This is a genomic window from Streptomyces sp. NBC_01210 (assembly GCF_036010325.1).
GTDB lineage: Bacteria > Actinomycetota > Actinomycetes > Streptomycetales > Streptomycetaceae > Streptomyces.
In genome coordinates, this window is the sequence record NZ_CP108549.1 from 2,051,223 (window position 1) to 2,070,583 (window position 19,361).

The following is a 19,361-nucleotide window of genomic DNA, read 5'->3' on the forward strand; positions in this document are numbered from 1 at the left end:
CAATGGCCGGGAGGAACGCGCGCCTTTCGACCTCCCCGGCTCATGCGTCATCACCTTCGTCATCGGGGGAGAGGTCCTGCTCCACTTCTACGGGGGAAAGGACCAGTTCATTGTCCGCGGCGATTCTCCCCAACAGGATGTCGACAGCCTCCCGTTGGTCACCGTCGATCAACGCCATCAGGTAGTCGACTTCCAGAGCTGTGAAAGGAGCCAGGTACCAGTCTCTGGTGGTCTGCGGGTTGCGATGCCCCAGCATTGTCGCCAGCTGATACCAGATGTCGCCGAACTGCTCGCGGAATGCCCGCTTCTCGGCCTCAGTGAATCCTCGAAGACGCTGCTCCCACACGGCGCTGAGGATGGAGTACCACCCTAGGGCATAGGAGTGACGCATCATGTGTGGGCGGGCCCACAGAGGACATTGGGCTGCGCGCCTCCTCCGTTCCTCTTCCCTGAGGTCCTCGAACCCCGGCCACCGTGACCGTGCCCACGCCTCAGCGACCCGGGAGTTGGCGGCGGCGAACGTGTTCTCCCAGCTGTGGGCCTGGTGCGGCATCCCGTTAACGCTCAACCAGACCGCGAGCGGCTCCAGCCCGCCTTGCGCCTCCCTGAACAGTCGATGTCTCTCGGCCGGTTCCAATACATCGAGGGACACAGTCGCCGAACCCCCGTGCGGAGTACGCACTCTGAGCGCCCGCCTGCGCGGATTGTGCCCGGTCACGATTACGAGGCCCGGAAGACGCTCGTACCGGCCTTCCCGCTGCGCCCGCTCAATCGCTTCTGCGCGAGAGCCCTCCAGTAGATCCATGTAACCCGCCACGGCTTTCACAACCGCTCGGGGAATTCGATAGTTACGTCCATAACGACGCCCCTTGGCACAAGCCTTTGCCAGCCACGCCTTCGGGTACCGGCCGTCCACGTGCGCCGCTGGCAGCTCGACGTCCAGGAGGCTCGCCCACTCCTCCAGCCGCAGCCCCGTTCCCCACAACCCCTCGACGAAGGCAGTGTTGCGGTCCTCGTTGAACCCGTGCCAACTCTCCGGGCGGAGGCCATCGAACCCGTACCCCCTTAGCCCCACGTCCCGCCACTGCTCGAAAGCCTTCCGCAGAAGCCACTTCACCTGACGCCGAGGAGCTCCAGCAGGACGCGAAGGATCCCGCCCTGACCCATGGCCGCCCGACTGAACGGACTGCGACGGGATCGGATTGAAGACCTCGTACTCGCTGGAGGCCCAGGCATAGAACCTCTTCAGCCCAGCTCGGTCGGTGTCGAACGACGTCCCCTCCACCCGCCCGCAGTTACGGGAATCCGCCATCCGCCAGTGCTTGAAGTCCGTGTAGTCGCGTGTGCTTGCCTCGAACCAGAGCCGTCCCCGCTGTTCCAGAAAGTTCAACCAGACGACGAGCGCGTAGGCGTAACGTCGCCACGTGGTCCGCTGCTTGGAGACGATCTCGTCGGCCCGGAAGAACAGGTTGATCCACGGGTCCGCACCGTGCCGCGCCGACCACAGGATCGGCGTGCCATCCCTCGCGCCGTTCTCACGTGCTCTTTCGTGCACATCGCCGAACTGCCCTAGATCCGTGTCGCCCACGGGAGCAGGACAGTCCCGGTGAAGATCGTAGAACTCGACAGCCCAAGAGCCCTCGGACTCCTCCATACAGACCCCTCCGAGCCGAAAACCGACAGTGGCTCAGACAATAGAGAAGGCCCGGCGATTCGATCTGGAAGCAGCCCAACGTCTCGGTGGACTTGATGAGTTGGTACGTCGCCGGATCGCCCGGCGGCACCTGCTCCGGGTCGTCGAGGTCGAGCTCCTCCCCCGTCGCCCGCCGCAGCTCGGCGACCGCGTGCGCCATCGCCGACTGCATCCGCACCCCCAGGACGTCGAGCTTGAGCAACCCGAGGTCCTCCACGTCCTCCTTGTCGAACTGCGACATGGGGAAGCCCTCGCCGCTGGTGGGCACCACCGGCGTACGGGCGAGGAGCGTGGCGTCCGAGAGCAGCACCCCGCACGGGTGCATGGCGATCCCGCGCGGCAGCGCGTCCAGCGCCTCGACCAGCTCCCACAGCCGGCCGTGCCGTGCCCCTTCCTGTCGGTACTCCCTTGCCACCTCGCGCAGTTCGGGCAGTTCCTCCATGGCGGCGCGGGCGTCGCGGGCGCGGATGTGCGGGAAGGACTTGGCGATCCTGTCGATCTCGGCCGGGTCCATGGAGAGCGCGGCGCCCACGTCCCGTACCGCATGGCGCACCCGGTAGGTCTCGGGCATGGCGACGGTCGCGACCCGCTCCTCGCCGAAGCGGCCGATGATCGCGCGGTAGACCTCGAGCCGACGGGCGGACTCGACGTCGATGTCGATATCGGGCAGTACGGCGCGCCGCTTGGAGAGGAAGCGCTCCATCAGCAGCCCGTGCTCCACGGGGTCGGCGTGCGCGATGCCGAGGAGGTGGTTGACGAGCGAGCCGGCCCCGGAGCCGCGCGCGGCGACCCGGATGCCCATCTCCCGTACGTTGTCGACGACTTGAGCGACCGTCAGGAAGTACGAGGCATAGCCCCAGTGCGCGATGATGTCCAGCTCGTGGTGCATCCGCTCCCAGTACTCACGGCGGCCGTCATAGCCGCGCAGCACCATTCCGGCGGCGGCACGGGAGGCCAGTACCCGCTGCGGGGTACGCAGACCCGCGCCGACCAGATGCGGCTCCGGGAAGTGGACGGCGCCGATCCCCAGATCGTCCTCGGGGTCGACCAGACACTCGGCCGCCGTCTCCTCCGTCATGGCGAGCAGCAGGTGGGCGGTGTCGCGCCGGAAGCCGGCGGCTTCGGCGACCCGCTCGGCGGTACTGGCCATCCCGGCCGGGTCCTTGAGCCAGCGCTCCCCGCTGTCGAGGCCCTTGCGCGGGTCGATCGGGACGAGGCGGCGGGCCGCGTCGAGGACGTCGGCGACCGGGCCCTGCCCCTGGTCGGCGTACCGGACGGCATTGGTCAGCACGGCCCGTACGCCCTGTTCGGCGGCGAAGCCGAGGGTGCGGGCGGCATGTCGCAGCGAGCCGGGGCCGGTGCCCTTGAGGCCGTGGTGCACGACCTCGAGGCGCAGCCGGTCGCCGTAGCGCTCCTGCCAGGGCACGAGCAGCTCGGCCGCGCGGTCGGGACGTCCTGCGGCCAGTGCCCGGCCGATCTCGGATGCCGGGCCGAGCAGCACGGCCAGCCCGTCGCCGTGGTTCTCGCTCCAGGGCAGCAGCGGGCTGCCGTCGTCCGCCGCGTGGGCGACGGTCACCATGCGGCACAGCTCGGCCCAGCCCTGGCGGGACCGGGCGAGAAAGACGGTACGGGGCGCGGACTCGTCCACGAACGCCCCGCCGCGCACCGGGGTACGCCGCCGCTCGGTGGGCCCCTCCTTGCGCGCCCGCTCGCCCACCGCGAGGTCCACACCGAACAGCGGCCGCACTCCGGCCTTGTCGCAGGCCTTGGCGAAGCGAACCGCGCCCGCGAAGGTGTCGCGGTCGGTCAGAGCGAGGGCGTCCATGCCCCGCTCGGCGGCGCGCTCGGCAAGCCGCTCCGGGTGCGAGGCTCCATAGCGCAGGGAGAACCCGGAAACGGTGTGCAGATGCGTGAACCCGGGCACCCGCACCTCCTGGATCAGACCGTCTCACCTCCCCCGTCTCCACCATAGACCAAGTTTCGAACATTCGTGCGACACCGGTCCCATCGGCCCTTCGGCCCCGTCCCACCTGCATGGACACCGTGCGCCACGGAGCGTGGGGCCATGGCTCAGACACAGGACGGCCCTCGTACGAGCTTCCTCAGCGAGGTCAAGGACGCGGTGAGTACGCGGGCGGCGGTCCTGGTCATCGGGGTGCCGGCGCTCCAGCTCGCCTTCATCACGCCGTACATCGGCGCCTTCCACCAGCCGAAGCCGCACGAGATTTCGACCCGCGGGGCACCACCGACAGGCTGCTGGTCGTGGTGCTCGCCGCGTGGGCGGTGGGCGGGGCGCTGGTCACGATGGCGTGCGCGCTGTTCCGGAGTGACCGGGCGCCGAGGACGATCGGGGCCGACGTGACAGTCGGGGGCGGGACCGCGGCCGGGCCCCTCGTATGAGGGCCGGGCGGCGAACTGGGGGCTCCGCCCCGGACCCCGCGCCTCAAACGCCGGACGGGCTGAATTTTCAGCCCGTCCGGCGTTTGAGGACTGGGGGGGCCGGGGTGATGCCCCGGTTCTTGCCGGGCGCGCGTCAGCCGATCTCGGCGCCGAAGGCCGCGAGCGCCTCCGGTACCGGCTGGAAGAAGGTCTCGCCACCCGAGGAGCAGTCGCCGCTGCCGCCGGAGGTCAGACCGATCGCGGTGTCGCCCGCGAAGAGCGAGCCGCCGCTGTCGCCGGGCTCGGCGCAGACCGTGGTCTGGATGAGGCCCTCGACGATGTCACCGTTGCCGTAGTTGACCGTGGCGTCGAGTCCGGTGACCTCACCGTCGTGCACCTGGGTGGTCGAACCGCTGCGCTGCACCTTCATGCCGACGGTCGCCTCACCCGCCTTGGTGATCGGCTGCGAGCTGCCGTTGTAGAGGTTGACCTCGCTCGGGTGCTCGGTGCTGTCGCTGTACTTGACGATCGAGAAGTCGTTGCCGGGGAACTGCGAGTCGACCATGGTGCCGATCGGCGCGCCGCCCGCGGAAGCGGACCACTCGCTGCCGGCCTTCCCGCAGTGACCGGCGGTGATGAAGTGCGGCTCGCCGTCCTTGACCACGTTGAAGCCGAGCGAACAGCGTCCGCCGCCCGAATGGATGGCGTCGCCGCCCGCTATGAGCGGCTTGAACTCCCCGGCGGACTTCTTCAGTTCCGCCTTGCCACCCAGAGCCTTCACCACCTGGCTGAGCTTGGTCCACTGAGCGCCCTCGACCGTACGGTCGGCGGTGACGACCACCGTGTTGGTGACCGGGTTCACGGACCAGGAGGTGCCGGGAATGGTCGCCTTGGTGGTAAGTGTCTGCCGGGCGGTCTTCAGCTCGGCGAGGGTGTTCTCCACGATTCTGGCCTTGCCGCCCGCCTTGCGGACGATCTGGGCCGCCGCCTCGTCGACGACGTTCACGACGAGGGACTTCGCCTCGGCGTCGTAGTACGTGCCGGCCGAGTCGGCGCCCAGGTCCTTGCTGAGGGTGGAAGCAAGGTTTCCGGCCGCCACCGCCGACAGCGGCTTGGCGGCGAACTGCTCAGTGTTGTCACTGGCGTTCGCACTCTGGAAGGTGACGCCCGCGGCTACCAGGGCGACAACAGCGCCGCCTGCCATCGCCACTTTCCTTTTGGGCATGCGTCGGTGCTTCAACATCAACCTCCTGTGGGGGCCGCGCCCGGACAAGTGGGGTGCCCGGACACGGAGGATGGAGCGCCCACTATTCCGATACCGCTCGGTAGCACACAAGGTCGACTTCAGGACGGGCACACGACAACGCGCGGGCGTTCACACCGCCTTCACGGAAAGCGTCCACACTGGTCGGTTTCGTTTGCGAACACCGCGTGCAACGACGCCATGGGCAGCGCGTAAGGACTAGTCCTGTCTTGTTTCCGACTCTGCGGGACCAGTTTCCAAGGGCGGTTGCGCCGCTGCGGGAGGCGGTGCCGCCGACGGCGGAGCGGCCCGCTCCAGGAAGCGCAGCAACTCCACCGGGAACGGCAGCACCAGGGTGGAGTTCTTCTCGGCCGCGACGGCCACCACCGTCTGCAGCAGCCTCAACTGAAGGGCAGCCGGCTGCTCCGACATCTCCTTGGCGGCCTCGGCCAGCTTCTTGGAGGCCTGGAGCTCGGCATCGGCGTTGATGACCCGGGCCCGGCGCTCACGGTCCGCCTCGGCCTGGCGCGCCATCGACCGCTTCATCGTCTCCGGCAGCGACACATCCTTGATCTCGACCCGGTCGATCTGCACACCCCAGCCCATCGCCGGACTGTCGATCATCAACTCCAGTCCCTGGTTGAGCTTTTCGCGGTTGGAGAGCAGATCATCCAGATCGCTCTTGCCGATGATCGACCGCAGTGATGTCTGCGCCATCTGCGAGACCGCGAAGCGATAGTCCTCCACCTGCACGATGGCCTCCGCGGCGTCCACGACCTTGAAATAGATCACGGCGTCGACCCTGACCGTCACGTTGTCCCGCGTGATGCCGTCCTGCGCGGGCACCGGCATCGTCACGATCTGCATATTGACCTTACGCAGCCGGTCGACAAACGGGACAACAAGCGTGAAACCTGGCCCGCGCACTGAAGACTTGAGCCTTCCGAGCCGGAAGACCACACCCCGCTCGTACTGCTTGACGACCCGGGCCGCCGCCATCACGTAGACGGCTCCGACGGACAGTGCCGTCGCGCCGGCCGTCACCAGTGCCTCTACCATCACGGCCCCCTGGGGTGCGATGTGGACGCGCGTGCACGTACCTCTTCGACGGTAGACCTCAAATGACGTCAAAGGGAGTCCCCGTATACCCGCTGATGGGTAATCATCGAATCGGTGGGGAATGCCAGGCTCACCATGCCTGCACAGAGCACTTACGACGAAGGGGGCGCGGGAGTGCGACGTCGGATGCGCGTGACGGACGGGCGGCATCTGATGGTGGAACGGCTGGGGGATCCGCGCGGCAGACCGGTCTTCCTGCTGCACGGCACACCCGGCAGCCGGCTGGGCCCGGCCCCACGCGGCATGGTGCTGTACCAGCGCGGTACACAGCTGATCGCGTACGACCGCCCCGGCTACGGCGGTTCCGACCGGCTGGCGGGCCGCAGCGTCGCCGATGTCGCCCAGGACGTACGGGCGATCGCCGACGAGCTCGGCCTGGAGCGGTTCGCCGTGGTGGGCCGCTCGGGCGGCGCACCACACGCGCTGGCCTGCGCGGCCCTGATGCCGGAGCGGGTCACCCGCACCGCCGCTCTGGTGACGCTCGCGCCCAGGGACGCCGACGGACTCGACTGGTTCGAGGGCATGGCCGCGTCCAATGTCCTGGAGTACACCAGCGCGTCGGACGACCCGGCAGGGATGACCGAGCGGTTCATCCTGCGCTCCGCCGAGATCAGGCAGGACCCGATCCGGCTGCTCGACGATCTGCGCAGGGAACTGACCGAGTCCGACCGGATGGTGGTGTCGGACGCAGGCGTCAGGTCCATGCTGCTCCGCAACTACCAGGAGGCGCTGCGCACTTCCGCGTACGGCTGGGTCGACGACGCGCTCGCCTTCTGCAGCCCCTGGGGCTTCGACCCCGCCGACATCAAGGGCCCGGTGATGCTCTGGCACGGGGAGAAGGACGTCTTCTCGCCCGTGGGGCACTCCCGCTGGCTCGCGGAGCGCATCCCGGGCGCGACGGCCGTCCTCGAACCGACCGCCGCGCACTTCGACGCCCTGCACGCACTGCCCCGGATCCTCACCTGGCTGCTGGACCACTGAATTCCAGCCACCGCCGGGTCCCCCCGGACCAGGTCCGGGGGGAGTTCGAGGAGCGGGGCCCTGGACGGAGCCCCGGGTTCAGACCGCCAGCGGCTCCAGATCGCGGTGCACCCTGCGCTCGTCGCGTGCGATCCGGGTCAGCGCATGCTCCTCGCCGAGCAGCCGCTGCAGCTCCTCCACGGTCTCCGCCCGCAGATGCGCCGCCTCGGCCTTGCGGCCCAGCAGGCCGAGTGTGACGGACATGTTGGAGGCGATACCGAGCACCTCGGGATGGTGCGCGCCCAGCACCTCGCGCAGCCTGGTCACGGTCCGCTGCTCGATCTCCAGCGCCTCCTCCAGACCGCCCAGGTCGGCGAGGGCGTTGGCGAGGTTGATGGTGCTGTACAGCGCATGCGGATGGGATTCCCCGAGGACCTCCCGCATCGTCCTGGACACCTTCAGCAGCAGTTGTTCCGCGGCTTCCGGAGCGCCGCAGCCCCAGTGGAAGATGCCGAGGTTGTTGAGGGCGGCGAGAGTGTACGGATGCCGCTCCCCCGGCACCTTCATGTACTGGTCGACGATCTCCTGCGCCAGATCCCTGGCCGCCACCGGCTCCCCGGCCGCGAACAGGTCGGCCGCCAGATTCAGATCGCAGGCGAGCGAATCCGGGTTGGCCGAGGTGTACTTGGCGCGGTAGCGGTTGCGGGTGGCCGTGGTCAGCCGCCGCGCGTCCTCGAGACGGCCGGCCCTGCGCAGCGACACGGCGAGGCTCTTGCCCGCCGCCAGTGTGCCCGGGAAGGTCCGGCCGAGCTGCTCCTTGTAGATGTCGTACGTACGCACGAGCACCGAGACCGAGTCCTCGTACCGTCCGACCTCCCGCAGGTCCCTGGCGAGGCTGACGGCGGAGGAGAGGGTGTACGGATGCTCCGGGCCGAGCACCTCGGTACGCCGGTCGAAGACCTCCTGGTCGATCTCGCGCGCCCTGGCGTACTGGCCGACCATGCGCAGATTCAGCGCCAGGTTGTTGGCGGCCGCGAGCGTACGCGGATGGGACTCGTGGAAGATCTGGCTGAATCCCTCGTGCGCCTCGGTCGCCAGCTCCATCGCCCTGCCGTACTGGCCGAGGGTGCCCAGGTCCATCGCCAGCCCGCTGGTGGTCATGTACGTATGCGGATGGGACAGGCCCAGCACCTCCTGCTGGCGCTCCAGGGTCACCTCGTCCAGCTCCTTGGCCTCCACATAACGGCCTTGCGAGCGAAGGATGTTGGAGAGATGGAAGCGCAGGTAGAGATACTGCAGATCGTCGTTGCCCAGCATCTCCTTCCAGGTGTCGCGCAGTTCGCCGGCAAGCGTGTAGGCGGCGTTCCAGTCGCCGCGCTTCCACAGATAGCGCACACGGTCGATCATCAGCCGACGGGTCTCAGGCTCCTTGCAGAACCGCGCCTCCGAGGTGCCGAGGTGCGGCCAGATGGTGGCGAACCTCGGCCAGGTCTCGGGGTTGTCGATCGGCTCGTCGTCGTCGGGCCGCGCGCCCGCGAGGATGCGGTGGACCGCGTGCCGCGCGTCCTGCTGCTCCTGTTCGGTCAGCTGAGCCCTGATGACCGCCTGCACCAGCCGGTGCACCTGGATGCTGTTGGAGACCTGGTCGACCTTGGCCAGGGCGAACCGGCCGATCTCCCGGATGACCCGCCCGAGCACCAGCTTCTCCTGGAGCGAGGCGTCGTACGGCTTGAGCGCGTCGATCATCTCCTTGCTGTAGAGGAGGTTCGCGGAGATCGGCTCGGGTGCGAAGAACGCACAGAGCTGGAGGAGACGCACCGCGGCGGGCGAGCGCTCCTTGAGCCGCTCGATGGAGACGTTCCAGGTCGCGGCGACCGGCTCGGGATATCCGGCGGGCTGGTTGAGCGCGAGGACGCTCGCGGCCTGTTCCTTCAGCTGCTCGAGATACGAGGCGACGGGTGTGGCAGTCTCCGCGATCCACGCCGCGGCCTGCTCGACGGCGAGCGGCAGGTCGCCGACGGCGGTGGCGACCTGGTCGGCGTCCTCGATGGTCAGTCCGCGGGCACGCCGCCTGAGGTGTTCGATGGACTCCTCGCGCAGGAACACATCGACGGGCAGCGCGTCCCCGTACTGCGACCAGGCCTGATTCCTCGAGGTGACCAGGATGTGCCCGGGCCCCTGCGGCGGGAAGAACCGCTTGAGCTGCTCGGGGTCGTCGGCGTTGTCGAAGACCAGCAGCCAGCGCGAGGACGGCACTCCGTTCCGCAGCAGTTCGATGGCCTCCTCCGAGGCGGCCGCCATGTCCTCGCCACCCTGGGCGCCGAGCCGGACGGCGAGTTCGGCGAGTCCGGCGACCACGTCGTCGGGCTGCTCGGAGGAGATCCACCACACCAGGTCGTAGTCGGCCATGAAGCGGTGGACGTACTCCAGCGCCACCTGGGTCTTGCCGACGCCGCCGAGCCCGTAGAGGGTCTGCGGCTGGGGCAGCACCGCGGCCACGGCCATGCCGCCGCCGAGCTGGTCGCGCATCCGCTCCAGCACCACCGAGCGTCCGGTGAAGCCGGGGTTGCGGGGCGGCGCGTTCCAGATCTTCGGCACGGTGCCGGGGAAGCGCGGTCCGGGCGACGCGCTGTCGGGAAGCTGCACCGGCCGGTCCAGTGCGCGCAGCAGCGCGGTGGTGGCGGCCACCTCGTCCAGGCGGAAGAGGTCCACCGGGTTGCGGTCGATGTACGGGGTGGTGAGCCGGACGTCGCCGACTCTGATCGGCAGCAGATGCCGTCGGCCGCCGCTCGGGTCCTCGGCCGCGGCCCGCGACCAGACCTCCACCGCCCGGGCGGACTTGAGATACGCGCTGGACAGCAGCACGACCGTGCGTGCGGCGTTCTCGGCGGCGAGTGCGTCCGCGTCGGCCGGTTCCTGTTCGACGGAGACATCGCGTGGCACGACCCGGAAGCCGGCCCGGGTGAGCATGTACTCGACCCAGTCGGCCCACATGCGGTTCTCCGCCACATAGCTGAGGAAGAGGTCGGCGGGCAGGGCGGGACGGCGGCGGGTGAAGGCGTCCCTGATCCGGAGCCTGATCTCCTCGCCGACCTGCGGCATGGAGGTGATCCGCTGCTCGGTGATGACGGAGGTCAGCCGTTCGAAGGCGGAGAGCAGGGAGTTGGTCAGACCGGCTTCGTCGCCGAAGGTGGCGAGCGTCTCCTCGTAGGCGTAGTAGGGCCGGTACGGAATCTCCACCGCGCCCCAGTAGGCGGTCAGTTCGTCGCCGCTGAGCCCGGAGGGGAAGCGGTCGAACTTCAGCCTGGCCAGCGCGCGTCCGGCGTCCGCCTTCTCCTTCTCGCCCTCGTCGATCCGCATCGGCACCGGGAAGATCTTGATGCCGCGGCCGCCGTACCGCTCGTCGATCTGCCGGGCCACCGAGGCGGCGCCGTCGATGGACTGATCGCTGAGGGTGAAGCAGTCGACCAGGACGTCGGGCAGATGGACGGTGCAGATGTCGGCGATATCGCTGAGGCCGGTACGGCTGTCGATGAGGACGTAGTCGTAGTTGGCCTTCATGTCCTCGCGCAGCGCGTCGAAGAAGTGGCCGCCGCCGAGCCGGTCGTAGAAGTTGTCCCAGTCGAAGGTGGAGACGGTCGCGGAGTACTCGCGGTTCTGCTTCCCGGCGGAGACGAAGTCGAGCGTGCCGCCGTCCGGGAACTCCCAGCCCAGGCTCTCGGGGGTGAGGGAGACGGCGTGCGGCTGTATGCGCGCGTAGTCGAGATGCCAGTCGTCGCGGCGCGGCTCGGGGCTGGTCGCGGCCCAGGCGTACTCGGTGATCAGATCGATGACTCCGGTGGTGGCGCCGAGCGTGGAGGGGTCGAGGAAGGGGTGGAAGAAGCGGTGCAGGCCGGGCGCTTCCAGGTCCCAGTCGACCGCCAGGACCCGCTTGCCGTTCGCGGCGAGAATCCAGGCGGTGTTGGCCAGGGCCATCGTGCGGCCCGTACCTCCCTTGTACGAATAGAAGGTGACGATGCGTCCGTCACGACTGCCTGTCATCCGTGTCCTCCGCATCAGGGGCGATGTCATGCATGTGCGGGACGTAGTGGGTGGTGCCGTACTCGGCCATCGGGCCGCGCAGCCGGGGCCGTTCGCGCGCACCGGCGCCGGCCGGTGGCACCGGCGGGAAAACCTCGGCGTGCCGCAGATACTCCTGGGCGGCCGCCTCCACCACCTGGGGCAGGAGCTGGCCGAAGGCCTCCATGCTGAGCACGCCCTTGGCGGCCGCCCGGCAGGCGGTCCGGCCCTGGCGCATCTGGTGCGGCATGGTCCGTTCCAGCTTCTCGACCAGTTCGGCCTCCGATGTCCGGCTCTGCGGGTCGTCGCGGTTCCAGGGGACGACGACGCTCACCCAGGGGCGCGGCTCCGCGTCGAAGGCGGCGAGCCGTTCGCGCCGTTCGTCGTCCTCCAGGGCCCAGCGGTCGACCAGAAGTATCTCGGGCCGGGTGGGTGGCTGGCTGATGTCGGGTGGCGTCTCGTGGTCGAAGGAGGAGACGGTCGCCTGGTAGTTGAGGGAGCGGACCAGGTCCTGGGCGATGTACGCCAACGGCCGTGCGGAGTCCGGGTGGTAGGGATTCCACTCCTGGGACTGCTTGCCGTAGTAGTCGGGGGCGCGTCCCTCGGGCAGATCGTGGCGGGTGGGCGCGGCAACGGTCACATGCATCGGGCGGGGGCCGCCGGTGGGCTTGCCGAAGGCGCTGGGCGCCTGCCGGTAGTCGACCGGGCTGCCGGAACCGACGCGCGTAGTGTCCGCCACGCTGACGATGCGTTTGGCGAGTTCATAGACGGCGGCCTCGTACTCCTCGGCGAATATCCGTAACTTGATCAGCCCGTAGAGCCCGTCGGTGACATACCGGTCACCGAAGGCGCGATGGTTGAACTGCAACCGCTCGGCGGGGCCCGGGAGTTGCTCCGGCGGCATCGGCACCCACAGCGCGGGCACGATCGCCTCCGCCGGCCGGTTGCTCTTCGCATGGTGGTAGATGGCCCGCTGGGCGAAGGCGTACCACTCCTTGCCGCACATCTCGCTGGCGAAGTACCGCGGTGAGAAGAGCGGGACGAACACCCGGCAGGTGGCCAGCACTTCACCCAGCCGCTCCGACCAGCCCTCCCCCGAGCGTATTTCCCGGTCCATGAACCCGGCGGGCGCACCGGCCGGCAGATCGGTCATGGCCATCACATGGCCGCACAGATCACGGAAAAGCCGTTCGACCCACATATCGGGGTCCGGGCCGCCGGCCCCGTACCGCGGTGTGTGCGCATAGCTCAAGAAGAAGTACGGCCGGTGATCCGCCGCTCGTTGCGCTGAATCTGACACACGACCCCCGTCCTGTGTGAACGCCCACACCCAGACCCACAAGCGCCTAAGGCTGCGAGCGAATTAATCATTCCGGAGCCGGTCACTCTCCATCCCCCCGATGTTCGGTCAATCAACACCGCTTTTCGGTCATCCAGCTCTCCGCACGGCCCGACGCGTTCCTTGATCGGGAACAACCTTGCGAGCCTTCCTCCCAGTTGTCCCTTCTGCTCCCTTTTCCAGAAGAAGACGGCCTTGCACTCGGCCCATTGATTGTCCCCACCCGGTCGCTGCACCACACAACGGTAGGTGCGCGGGCATGCTCCGGTCCGGTATTCGGCGAGATGGAATGCAGTGCGGCGGCGAAATCCACCCGGCCCCTCGGCGCTCCGCAGGGACTCGGCCAACCGGCCCATCCGACAGCCGTGGATCCGGCGGCGTCGATGACCGGCAGGTCCGCCCGGAAGGCCGCCGCCTGCTCGGGTGTCATCACGGCACCGGGGTGACGGCCGGCCGGCGTGTCCGCCCGGGCTCAGCCACAGTCCGACTCTTTCCACAGCTCGTCCAGCAGGCGCCGGCCGCTGACGGTCAGTTCGGCCGCGCGCGCCAGGGTTTCCAGCGCGGGCCTGGCCTGCTCGGCTCCGGCCGGTTCGAAGGCCGCGAGGCCCACACGTTCGTACGCTCCGGCCAGCAGCTCGGAGAGGGGCATCGGGGTCTCCCGCCAGGGCGCCCGGTGGGTCCACCAGCCGTCCTGCGCGTAGAGATCGGTGACCTCGACCAGTGCCTGCAGTTTGGCCCGCCTGAAACCGCGCAGCAGCGCGGTTGCCAGCTCCTCGGGCGTGCCGGGCACCGCGATCCCGAGCGCTCCATAGCCGTGCCGGCGCACCGACGCCTCACCCGAGACCAGCGGTGTCAGGGTCGTCAGACAGTCGGCGGCCTCCGCGGCCTGTGCGGGTACGGTCTGCCGCAGCAGCTGCCAGGCCTCGGCCAGCCGCCTGCTCCAGCCGTCCGCTTCACGGGAGCCGAGCCGCTCCCGCACGGGTAAGCCGAAGCAGTCCCGGTACGGGTCGATGTCGTCGAGCCGCAGCGCGGGCACCCCGTCGCCGCCGAGCCTGCGCACGGGCCGCCAGTCGCCGCAGTCCTCATCGGCACCTACGTGCCACGGCTCGCGGCCGTCCACGTGTATCAGGAACCCCTTCTCGGCCGCGCGCACCTCGGCCTCGCCGTGCTCCCCGAGGCCCGTCAGCCGCAGCTCGCCGAGTGTGGGGAGCCAGAGCCTGCCGTTCCGGTACGGCGCCCGGACGGGTACCTCGAGCCCGGCTCGTACGACCGCGGCGGCGAGGTAGGACGGCAGCCGGAGCGCGAGCCCGGCCGCCTCCGGCCGCTCCTCGCGCAGGGCGGCCAGAGTGTCCTGCAGCCAGGTGTAGGTGTAGGGATGGCCGAGCACCACGTCGAGCGCGTCGGAGCGCCCCTCCAGGGCGGACGCCAACTCCCAGGCCTCGTCCCAGGCCTCGCCGCCCTGTCCGTCGAGCTCCAGGTGGACGTCGGCGAGCAGGGTGCGGGTCACGTCCTGGTGCTCGGCCATGAGTACGCCGGGGTCCGTGACCGCGGCGGACACGGTCGCGGCGGCGGTGCGCTGTTCGATACCGCGGATCAGCGCCTCGAGATCGCCGCAGTACACGGAGGTGTTGTCGAAGTCGTTCCGCGAGCTGTAGCGGTGGGTGTAGAGCCCGCCGCCGCAGGACCGTACGACCGGGCACCGGTGGCAGGTCTCGCTCACTCCGGCGAGTCCCTGCTGGCGTGCTCTGATTCCGGGGTGGGCCGCGACCTCGTCGAAAGGGTGGGCATACACATCGAATCCGGTGGCTGCGGCGCCCTCGTAGGCGCTCTTGAGGGAGTCGACCTGCTCCAGGCTGCCGTCGGTCTCGACGACGACGAGGTCGGTGGGCGCAAGGCCGAGGGATTCGGTGAGGCTGGGGCCGCCGTCGAGGGTGGAGAGCACCGATGCGAAGAGCCGTACCGGAATGCTGCGGCCCTGCTCGTCCCAGCGGTCGAAGACGGCCAGGAGCCAGTCGGCGTAGGCGGTGGCCGAGCCGTCCGGGCGGGCCGGCGGGGCGTCCCAGGTGGCGTGCGGCAGCAGAAAGTCGATACGCGGCGGTTCCAGCTCGGTGAGCGCGTCATACACCGCGATCGGATCGTTGGCCACGTCAATGGTGCAGAGGAGACCGAGATAGAGGTGGCGGTAGCGCTCCTGGCGGAGCAGGTCGACAGCTCTGAGGACCAGGGGATGGCTGGTGCGGCCGTCCGCGAAGCGGCGATGGCGGTCGTTCGCGCTCCGGTCGCCGTCGAGGGAGATCCCGACCTTGACGTCGTACTCGCTGAAGAGGTCGAGGTAGCGGGGGCTGAGCTGGAGGCCGTTCGTATGGATACGAAGATCGAGTTCGGCGATTCCGTCGAGGGCCTTGGTGAGCTCCTCGCAGATGTGTCGTAGCCGTGCGGGCCCTGCCAGAAGAGGCTCCCCTCCGTGCAGGATCACTGACACGGAGGGCAGGGCATGACTCTTGGCATGCTCGGCCAGTCGCAGAGCTGTCCAGGAAATCGCTTCGTCAGAGATTGCCTTCGGGCGAGTGCGCCAGCTCTGATCAGCGTGTTCGTAGATATAACAGTGGTCACATGCAAGATCACATCTGCTGTGGACCTTCAATACGATCTCGCGGAATGGGACCAGGGGTCCAGTCATTCCGCCAGTCTAGAGCGCCGAGTTGAACGTGGACGCACGCCGAGTGACGTCGACCGAGACGGGGAGCACCCGGGCAAGCTTCCTGGCGGCAACGGCGCCACGGAGATCGATCTGAGCCAACGGGACGCGATTCTTCTTCGCAGCGGCGAAGGACGCTGAGGTCTGAAACTTCATGAGGGGCCGTCCTTGATGTTGTGTCCAGCGTTGTGTCCAGCACAGATACCACGCACCGTTGCGATGCCGGCGGCACGACTTTACTCTCATGGCCACCCGCAGCAACTCAGCACATGGAGACGGAACAAAAGAGTTGTGGCGCATTCTCGCAGGACAGTACGGAACAAGCCATTCCGCCTAAAGAGTGAAGGCAAAACTGCAGACGGGAGTGCGCGTGACCGAATTATCCGGCCCACTGCACAGCATGGTCTTTCGTAACACTGATCTGCCGGTTCTCTTCCATCGCACGGACAGCATCGCGATCTCGCACCAGCGCGAGGCCGTCGGCTCCACCCGCTCCCAGCTGCTGCTCCTGGTCGTGGGCGCCGCCCTGGCCACGCTGCCGTCCTCACTGAGGCTCGGTGACACCTTCCAACTCGCGGGCGCACTCAGCACGTTGGCCTATGCCGGGGTGCTCGCGCTGGGCTATCGCACCTCCCGGCGCAGAGCAAAGTCGCACTGGCAACTCAACCGCTCCGCAGCGGAGTTCATCAAGTCGATGTGCTGGCGGTACGCCGTCCATGGAGCGCCCTTCGACTCCCACTCCACCGATGCGGACGAGCTGTTCGCCGTGCGCCTGGAGGAAGGGCTGCGGGAGCTGGCCAAAGTCGGCTGGCAGGACCCGCGCCACGGCGATGCCGAGGTGGCCGCCGCGGACCTGATCACCACACCCATGCGGCGGCTGCACGCGAAGACGTTCAGCATCCGCAAGGAGACCTATGTCAGGGACCGGCTGATCGAACAGCGCAACTGGTACCACCGGAGCACGGAGAACTCGCGCCGCGCCACCGCGCTCTGGTCCGCGTCGATCGGGCTGCTCACCCTGCTCGCACTCTTTTTCGCGCTGCTGAGGACCTTCTCGATCGCCGAATCCGTCGATGTGATGGGCCTGTTGTCGGCGGCGGCCGCCGCCTGTCTGGCCTGGAGCGAGATCCGGCGCCATCAACCCCTCATCGCCGCCCACTCGTTGGTCGAGGAGGACCTGGCGGCGATGCATACGGCGATGGAGACCTCGGTCAGCGATGTGGAGTGGCCGTCGGCGGTCTACGAGACCGAGCGCATCGTCTCGCCCCAGCACACCGACTGGCTTGTGAGACACCGGAGTTGAGGGATGGTCAGTAGCGCTCGACACCCTCGCGCCAGATGACCGTCACGGGCCTGCCGAGGTGTCGGGCGTAGCGGACGATGTCGCCCGTGCCGCCGAGACCGCGGGCCGGGCGGCCGTCCCAGACCGCCAGCAGGCGGTCGCAGTTGTCGGCGATATAGGCGCCGGCCGCGTAGTAGGCCTCGTCCGTGGAGTGCGGGAAGGACAGCTGGACCTCCCGGCTCGCCCTGCCCCTGAGGTCCCGGTACCTGGCGAGTTCGTCCGGGGCCGTGAAACCGGCTTCGTAGTCGCCACTGGGGATCACCACGGTCAGTTCCGCGCCGTATTCCAGAGCGATGTCCGCGAAGAGCTGGTCAGCGCCCGCCGCGAGACTGGAGAGTGCTTCCATTGAGCCCTCGTGGCCGCAGAACTCGGCGCGCATCCCGGCGCGGATATGGGCGTGCGCCTCGGGCGGGATGCCTCTGTGGCCGGTCACTCCAATGCGTTTCACTGATCCGCAACCCCCGTTGTTCCGGTGCCCGACCGCTCTGACATCCTCTCAAAAGGGAGAGCGACGTCGAGCCCCCGTCCGCTGATATTGGACGGGGGCTCGACTGCTGTCGGCTGCGGTGGTGGTGCGTCAGTAGACGCTGACTCCGTAGGCGCTCAGCGCCTCGGTGACCGGCTGGAAGAATGTCGTACCGCCGGAGGTGCAGTTGCCGCTGCCGCCGGAGGTCAGGCCGATGGCCCGGCTGCCGGAGTAGAGCGAGCCGCCGCTGTCGCCGGGTTCGGCGCAGACGTTGGTGCGGATCATGCCGTAGACGATGTCACCGCCGCCGTAGTTGACCGTGGCGTTGAGGCCGGTGACGCTGCCGCAGTGGATGCCCGTGGTGGAGCCGCGGCGACAGACGGACATGCCGACGGTGGCGTTGGCCGCGCTGGTGATGTCCTGGCTGCCGACGGTGCCCGGGTGGGCGATCGAGGTGTTGGAGTACCTCACGATGCCGTAGTCGTTGCCCGGGAAGCTGGATCCGGCCGTGGGACCGATGCTCGTGGAGTGCGAGGAGTTGGTGTACCAGGGCGGGTTGCCGTCGGTGCAGTGGCCTGCGGTCAGGAAGTAGTAGGTGCTGCCGCTGCGGACGTTGAAGCCGAGCGAGCAGCGCCAGCTGGTGGCGTAGATGGCGTCGCCGCCGGAGATGAGCTTGGAGAACGTGCCGGCGGTGCGCTCGATGCGTATCGCGCCTGCGTTGGCCCCGGCTTCCTGCTTGATCTTTGTTATTTCGGCCTTCGAGACGGTGCTGTCGGCCGTGACGACCAGGGTGTTGGTCGCCTTGTCGATGAGCCAGGCGGTGCCTGCCACATCCGCGTCGAGTACGGCGTCGCTCGCGGCGGTGAGCTGGTTGGCGCTGAAGGTCTGTGCAGGGTTGGCGCTGGCGGCGGGGACAGCCAGCGCTGCGGCGGCGATCAGGCCAGTGGTGACGGCGAGCAGACGCATGCGTCTCGCCGTGCCACTGCGGGGGATGGTGCGCTTGATCCTCACTTGTCGTTCCTCCCGAGGGGAATCGGGGGCCCTTTGTGGGGTTCCGGGCCCGTGAGGCGCAGCCAGGGAGCACGTTCGCTTTTCGGACAGACTGTGCTCCTGACAAGCGCTGTTCGGGAGTATTCGGTGCGTCAACTTCCCGCGCAAGGGCGCCTTTCGGCCTCTCCGCTCCCCCATGCCGGACGGCCCCGGTGGCTCGTTGGCCACCGGGGCTGTGCCGTACATGTCCGACCCGTAGGACGGGTCAGTGACTCCGAAGGTTCCGTTCGCCCGCCGGGACGGCGGTATCGAGGGTGTTCCCGGGGGGCGGGAAGGGGCAGATGAAGTGGTCCGCGAAGGCACACGGCGGCAGCAGGGACCGGTTGAAGTCGACGGTCACCGTGCCGTGGGCGGCCGGCGCGGAGGGCTACAGAAAGCGGAAGCGGTAACTACTGTTTCCGCTGGTCGCATCGGCGAAGACCGCCCAGAGCGAGCCGTCCGGCTCGACCGCGACCTGCAGCGTGCGCTCCTCGCCGTCGAGCTCGAAGTCGATCTCGCCGCCGAGGCCGAGGCCGCGCTCACGCCCGTCGGCATTCTCGACCCGTACGCTGCGGTGTTCCTTGTACGGACGGAAGCGTCCCGGCAGCGCCCAGCGGGCGTCGTACGCCGTCGCCTCGACGCCCTGGAAGGCGTGCCGCGCCGGTGAGTCCGGGTCGAAGTCCCGTACCGCCCACAGACCTTCGCGACGCAGTACGACCAGTCGCCGTTCGCCGTGCGCGACCCGGGATTCGGGGATCGGTCCGTGGTCCGCGGTGAGGCGGACGGGGCCGGTGAGGGGCTTGTCGTCCACGGTGAGACCGTCCTCGGCCGAGGCCGTCAGCACCACCGCGTCACCGTCCTCCCGCCAGCTCCCGGGGACGGCCGGAATTCGACCTTCCGGGTAGTCGGAGAACCAGTGGGTACCGGTGAGCGAGAGCGGTCCGTACCGGGCCGCGACCGTGGCGGCACGCTGTTCGTGCCAGTTCTGCCAGTTCCGCTGGTCTTTGGCTGCGTGTGCGTCCTTGCTCATACGA

Annotated in this window: 12 protein-coding genes and 2 pseudogenes; 3 read left to right on the forward strand and 11 right to left on the reverse strand. The window is 68.7% G+C overall.

The window, feature by feature from the left end:
* Positions 1–40 precede the first annotated feature (40 nt).
* Entirely contained in the window at positions 41–1,588 is a 1,548-nt protein-coding gene (locus tag OG735_RS09280; protein ID WP_327322657.1) for an integrase, read from the reverse strand.
* 115 nt (positions 1,589–1,703) lie between these two features.
* Positions 1,704–3,617: pseudogene (locus tag OG735_RS09285) on the reverse strand (PHP domain-containing protein); the annotation flags it as partial.
* 141 nt (positions 3,618–3,758) lie between these two features.
* Here OG735_RS09285 and OG735_RS41890 point away from each other — a divergent pair.
* Positions 3,759–4,055, forward strand: a complete 297-nt coding sequence (locus OG735_RS41890) for a hypothetical protein (RefSeq protein WP_442812398.1) — start codon at positions 3,759–3,761, stop codon at positions 4,053–4,055.
* Positions 4,056–4,226: 171 nt separating this feature from the next.
* Here OG735_RS41890 and OG735_RS09295 read toward each other — a convergent pair whose 3' ends face one another.
* On the reverse strand, positions 4,227–5,312 hold the full coding sequence (locus OG735_RS09295; protein ID WP_327328252.1) for a S1 family peptidase: 1,086 nt from the start codon (positions 5,310–5,312) through the stop codon (positions 4,227–4,229).
* 222 nt (positions 5,313–5,534) lie between these two features.
* Positions 5,535–6,374, reverse strand: a complete 840-nt coding sequence (locus OG735_RS09300) for a slipin family protein (RefSeq protein WP_327322658.1) — start codon at positions 6,372–6,374, stop codon at positions 5,535–5,537.
* A gap of 186 nt (positions 6,375–6,560) precedes the next feature.
* Between OG735_RS09300 and OG735_RS09305 the strand changes: the two genes are divergently transcribed.
* On the forward strand, positions 6,561–7,415 hold the full coding sequence (locus tag OG735_RS09305) for an alpha/beta fold hydrolase (protein WP_327322659.1): 855 nt from the start codon (positions 6,561–6,563) through the stop codon (positions 7,413–7,415).
* 78 nt (positions 7,416–7,493) lie between these two features.
* Here OG735_RS09305 and fxsT read toward each other — a convergent pair whose 3' ends face one another.
* From fxsT to fxsA, 4 genes are all read right to left on the reverse strand, one after another.
* Complete coding sequence (fxsT, locus tag OG735_RS09310) at positions 7,494–11,435, reverse strand: FxSxx-COOH system tetratricopeptide repeat protein (RefSeq protein ID WP_327322660.1); 3,942 nt, start codon at positions 11,433–11,435, stop codon at positions 7,494–7,496.
* Positions 11,419–12,753 carry a TIR-like protein FxsC gene (locus OG735_RS09315; RefSeq protein ID WP_327322661.1) on the reverse strand — a complete coding sequence of 445 codons (1,335 nt, stop codon included), beginning with the start codon at positions 12,751–12,753 and terminating at the stop codon, positions 11,419–11,421. The genes fxsT and OG735_RS09315 overlap by 17 nt, the downstream gene beginning before the upstream one ends.
* A gap of 511 nt (positions 12,754–13,264) precedes the next feature.
* A complete protein-coding gene (gene fxsBH / locus OG735_RS09320; RefSeq protein WP_327322662.1) occupies positions 13,265–15,472 on the reverse strand; it encodes a radical SAM/SPASM protein FxsBH, inactivated beta-hydroxylase extension form in 2,208 nt (735 codons plus the stop codon).
* Between the two features lie 9 nt (positions 15,473–15,481).
* Positions 15,482–15,646, reverse strand: a complete 165-nt coding sequence (fxsA, locus tag OG735_RS09325; RefSeq protein ID WP_327322663.1) for an FxSxx-COOH cyclophane-containing RiPP peptide — start codon at positions 15,644–15,646, stop codon at positions 15,482–15,484.
* A 244-nt stretch (positions 15,647–15,890) separates the two neighbouring features.
* Between fxsA and OG735_RS09330 the strand changes: the two genes are divergently transcribed.
* The gene (locus tag OG735_RS09330; protein WP_327328253.1) at positions 15,891–16,793 is read left to right on the forward strand and encodes a DUF4231 domain-containing protein; all 903 of its coding nucleotides are present in this window, start codon (positions 15,891–15,893) and stop codon (positions 16,791–16,793) included.
* A gap of 7 nt (positions 16,794–16,800) precedes the next feature.
* Here the strand turns inward: OG735_RS09330 and OG735_RS09335 are convergent, their stop codons facing one another.
* The 3 genes and pseudogenes from OG735_RS09335 to OG735_RS09345 all read right to left on the reverse strand — a co-directional run bounded on the left by OG735_RS09335 (position 16,801) and on the right by OG735_RS09345 (position 19,357).
* Positions 16,801–17,280: a hypothetical protein gene (locus OG735_RS09335; RefSeq protein WP_327322664.1), complete on the reverse strand. Its 480-nt coding sequence runs from the start codon at positions 17,278–17,280 to the stop codon at positions 16,801–16,803.
* A 129-nt stretch (positions 17,281–17,409) separates the two neighbouring features.
* The gene (locus OG735_RS09340; protein WP_327322665.1) at positions 17,410–18,309 is read right to left on the reverse strand and encodes a S1 family peptidase; all 900 of its coding nucleotides are present in this window, start codon (positions 18,307–18,309) and stop codon (positions 17,410–17,412) included.
* 244 nt (positions 18,310–18,553) lie between these two features.
* Positions 18,554–19,357: pseudogene (locus OG735_RS09345) on the reverse strand (DUF1684 domain-containing protein).
* Between the last annotated feature and the right edge of the window lie 4 nt (positions 19,358–19,361).

Bases quoted from the DNA above. Each gene is read 5' to 3' on its own strand.
- OG735_RS09330 (WP_327328253.1), top strand. From the start codon at position 15,891: ATGGTCTTTCGTAACACTGATCTGCCGGTTCTCTTCCATCGCACGGAC.
- fxsT (WP_327322660.1), bottom strand. From the start codon at position 11,435: ATGACAGGCAGTCGTGACGGACGCATCGTCACCTTCTATTCGTACAAG.
- fxsBH (WP_327322662.1), bottom strand. From the start codon at position 15,472: ATGACTGGACCCCTGGTCCCATTCCGCGAGATCGTATTGAAGGTCCAC.
- OG735_RS09300 (WP_327322658.1), bottom strand. From the start codon at position 6,374: ATGGTAGAGGCACTGGTGACGGCCGGCGCGACGGCACTGTCCGTCGGA.
- fxsA (WP_327322663.1), bottom strand. From the start codon at position 15,646: ATGAAGTTTCAGACCTCAGCGTCCTTCGCCGCTGCGAAGAAGAATCGC.
- OG735_RS41890 (WP_442812398.1), top strand. From the start codon at position 3,759: ATGGCTCAGACACAGGACGGCCCTCGTACGAGCTTCCTCAGCGAGGTC.
- OG735_RS09305 (WP_327322659.1), top strand. From the start codon at position 6,561: ATGCGCGTGACGGACGGGCGGCATCTGATGGTGGAACGGCTGGGGGAT.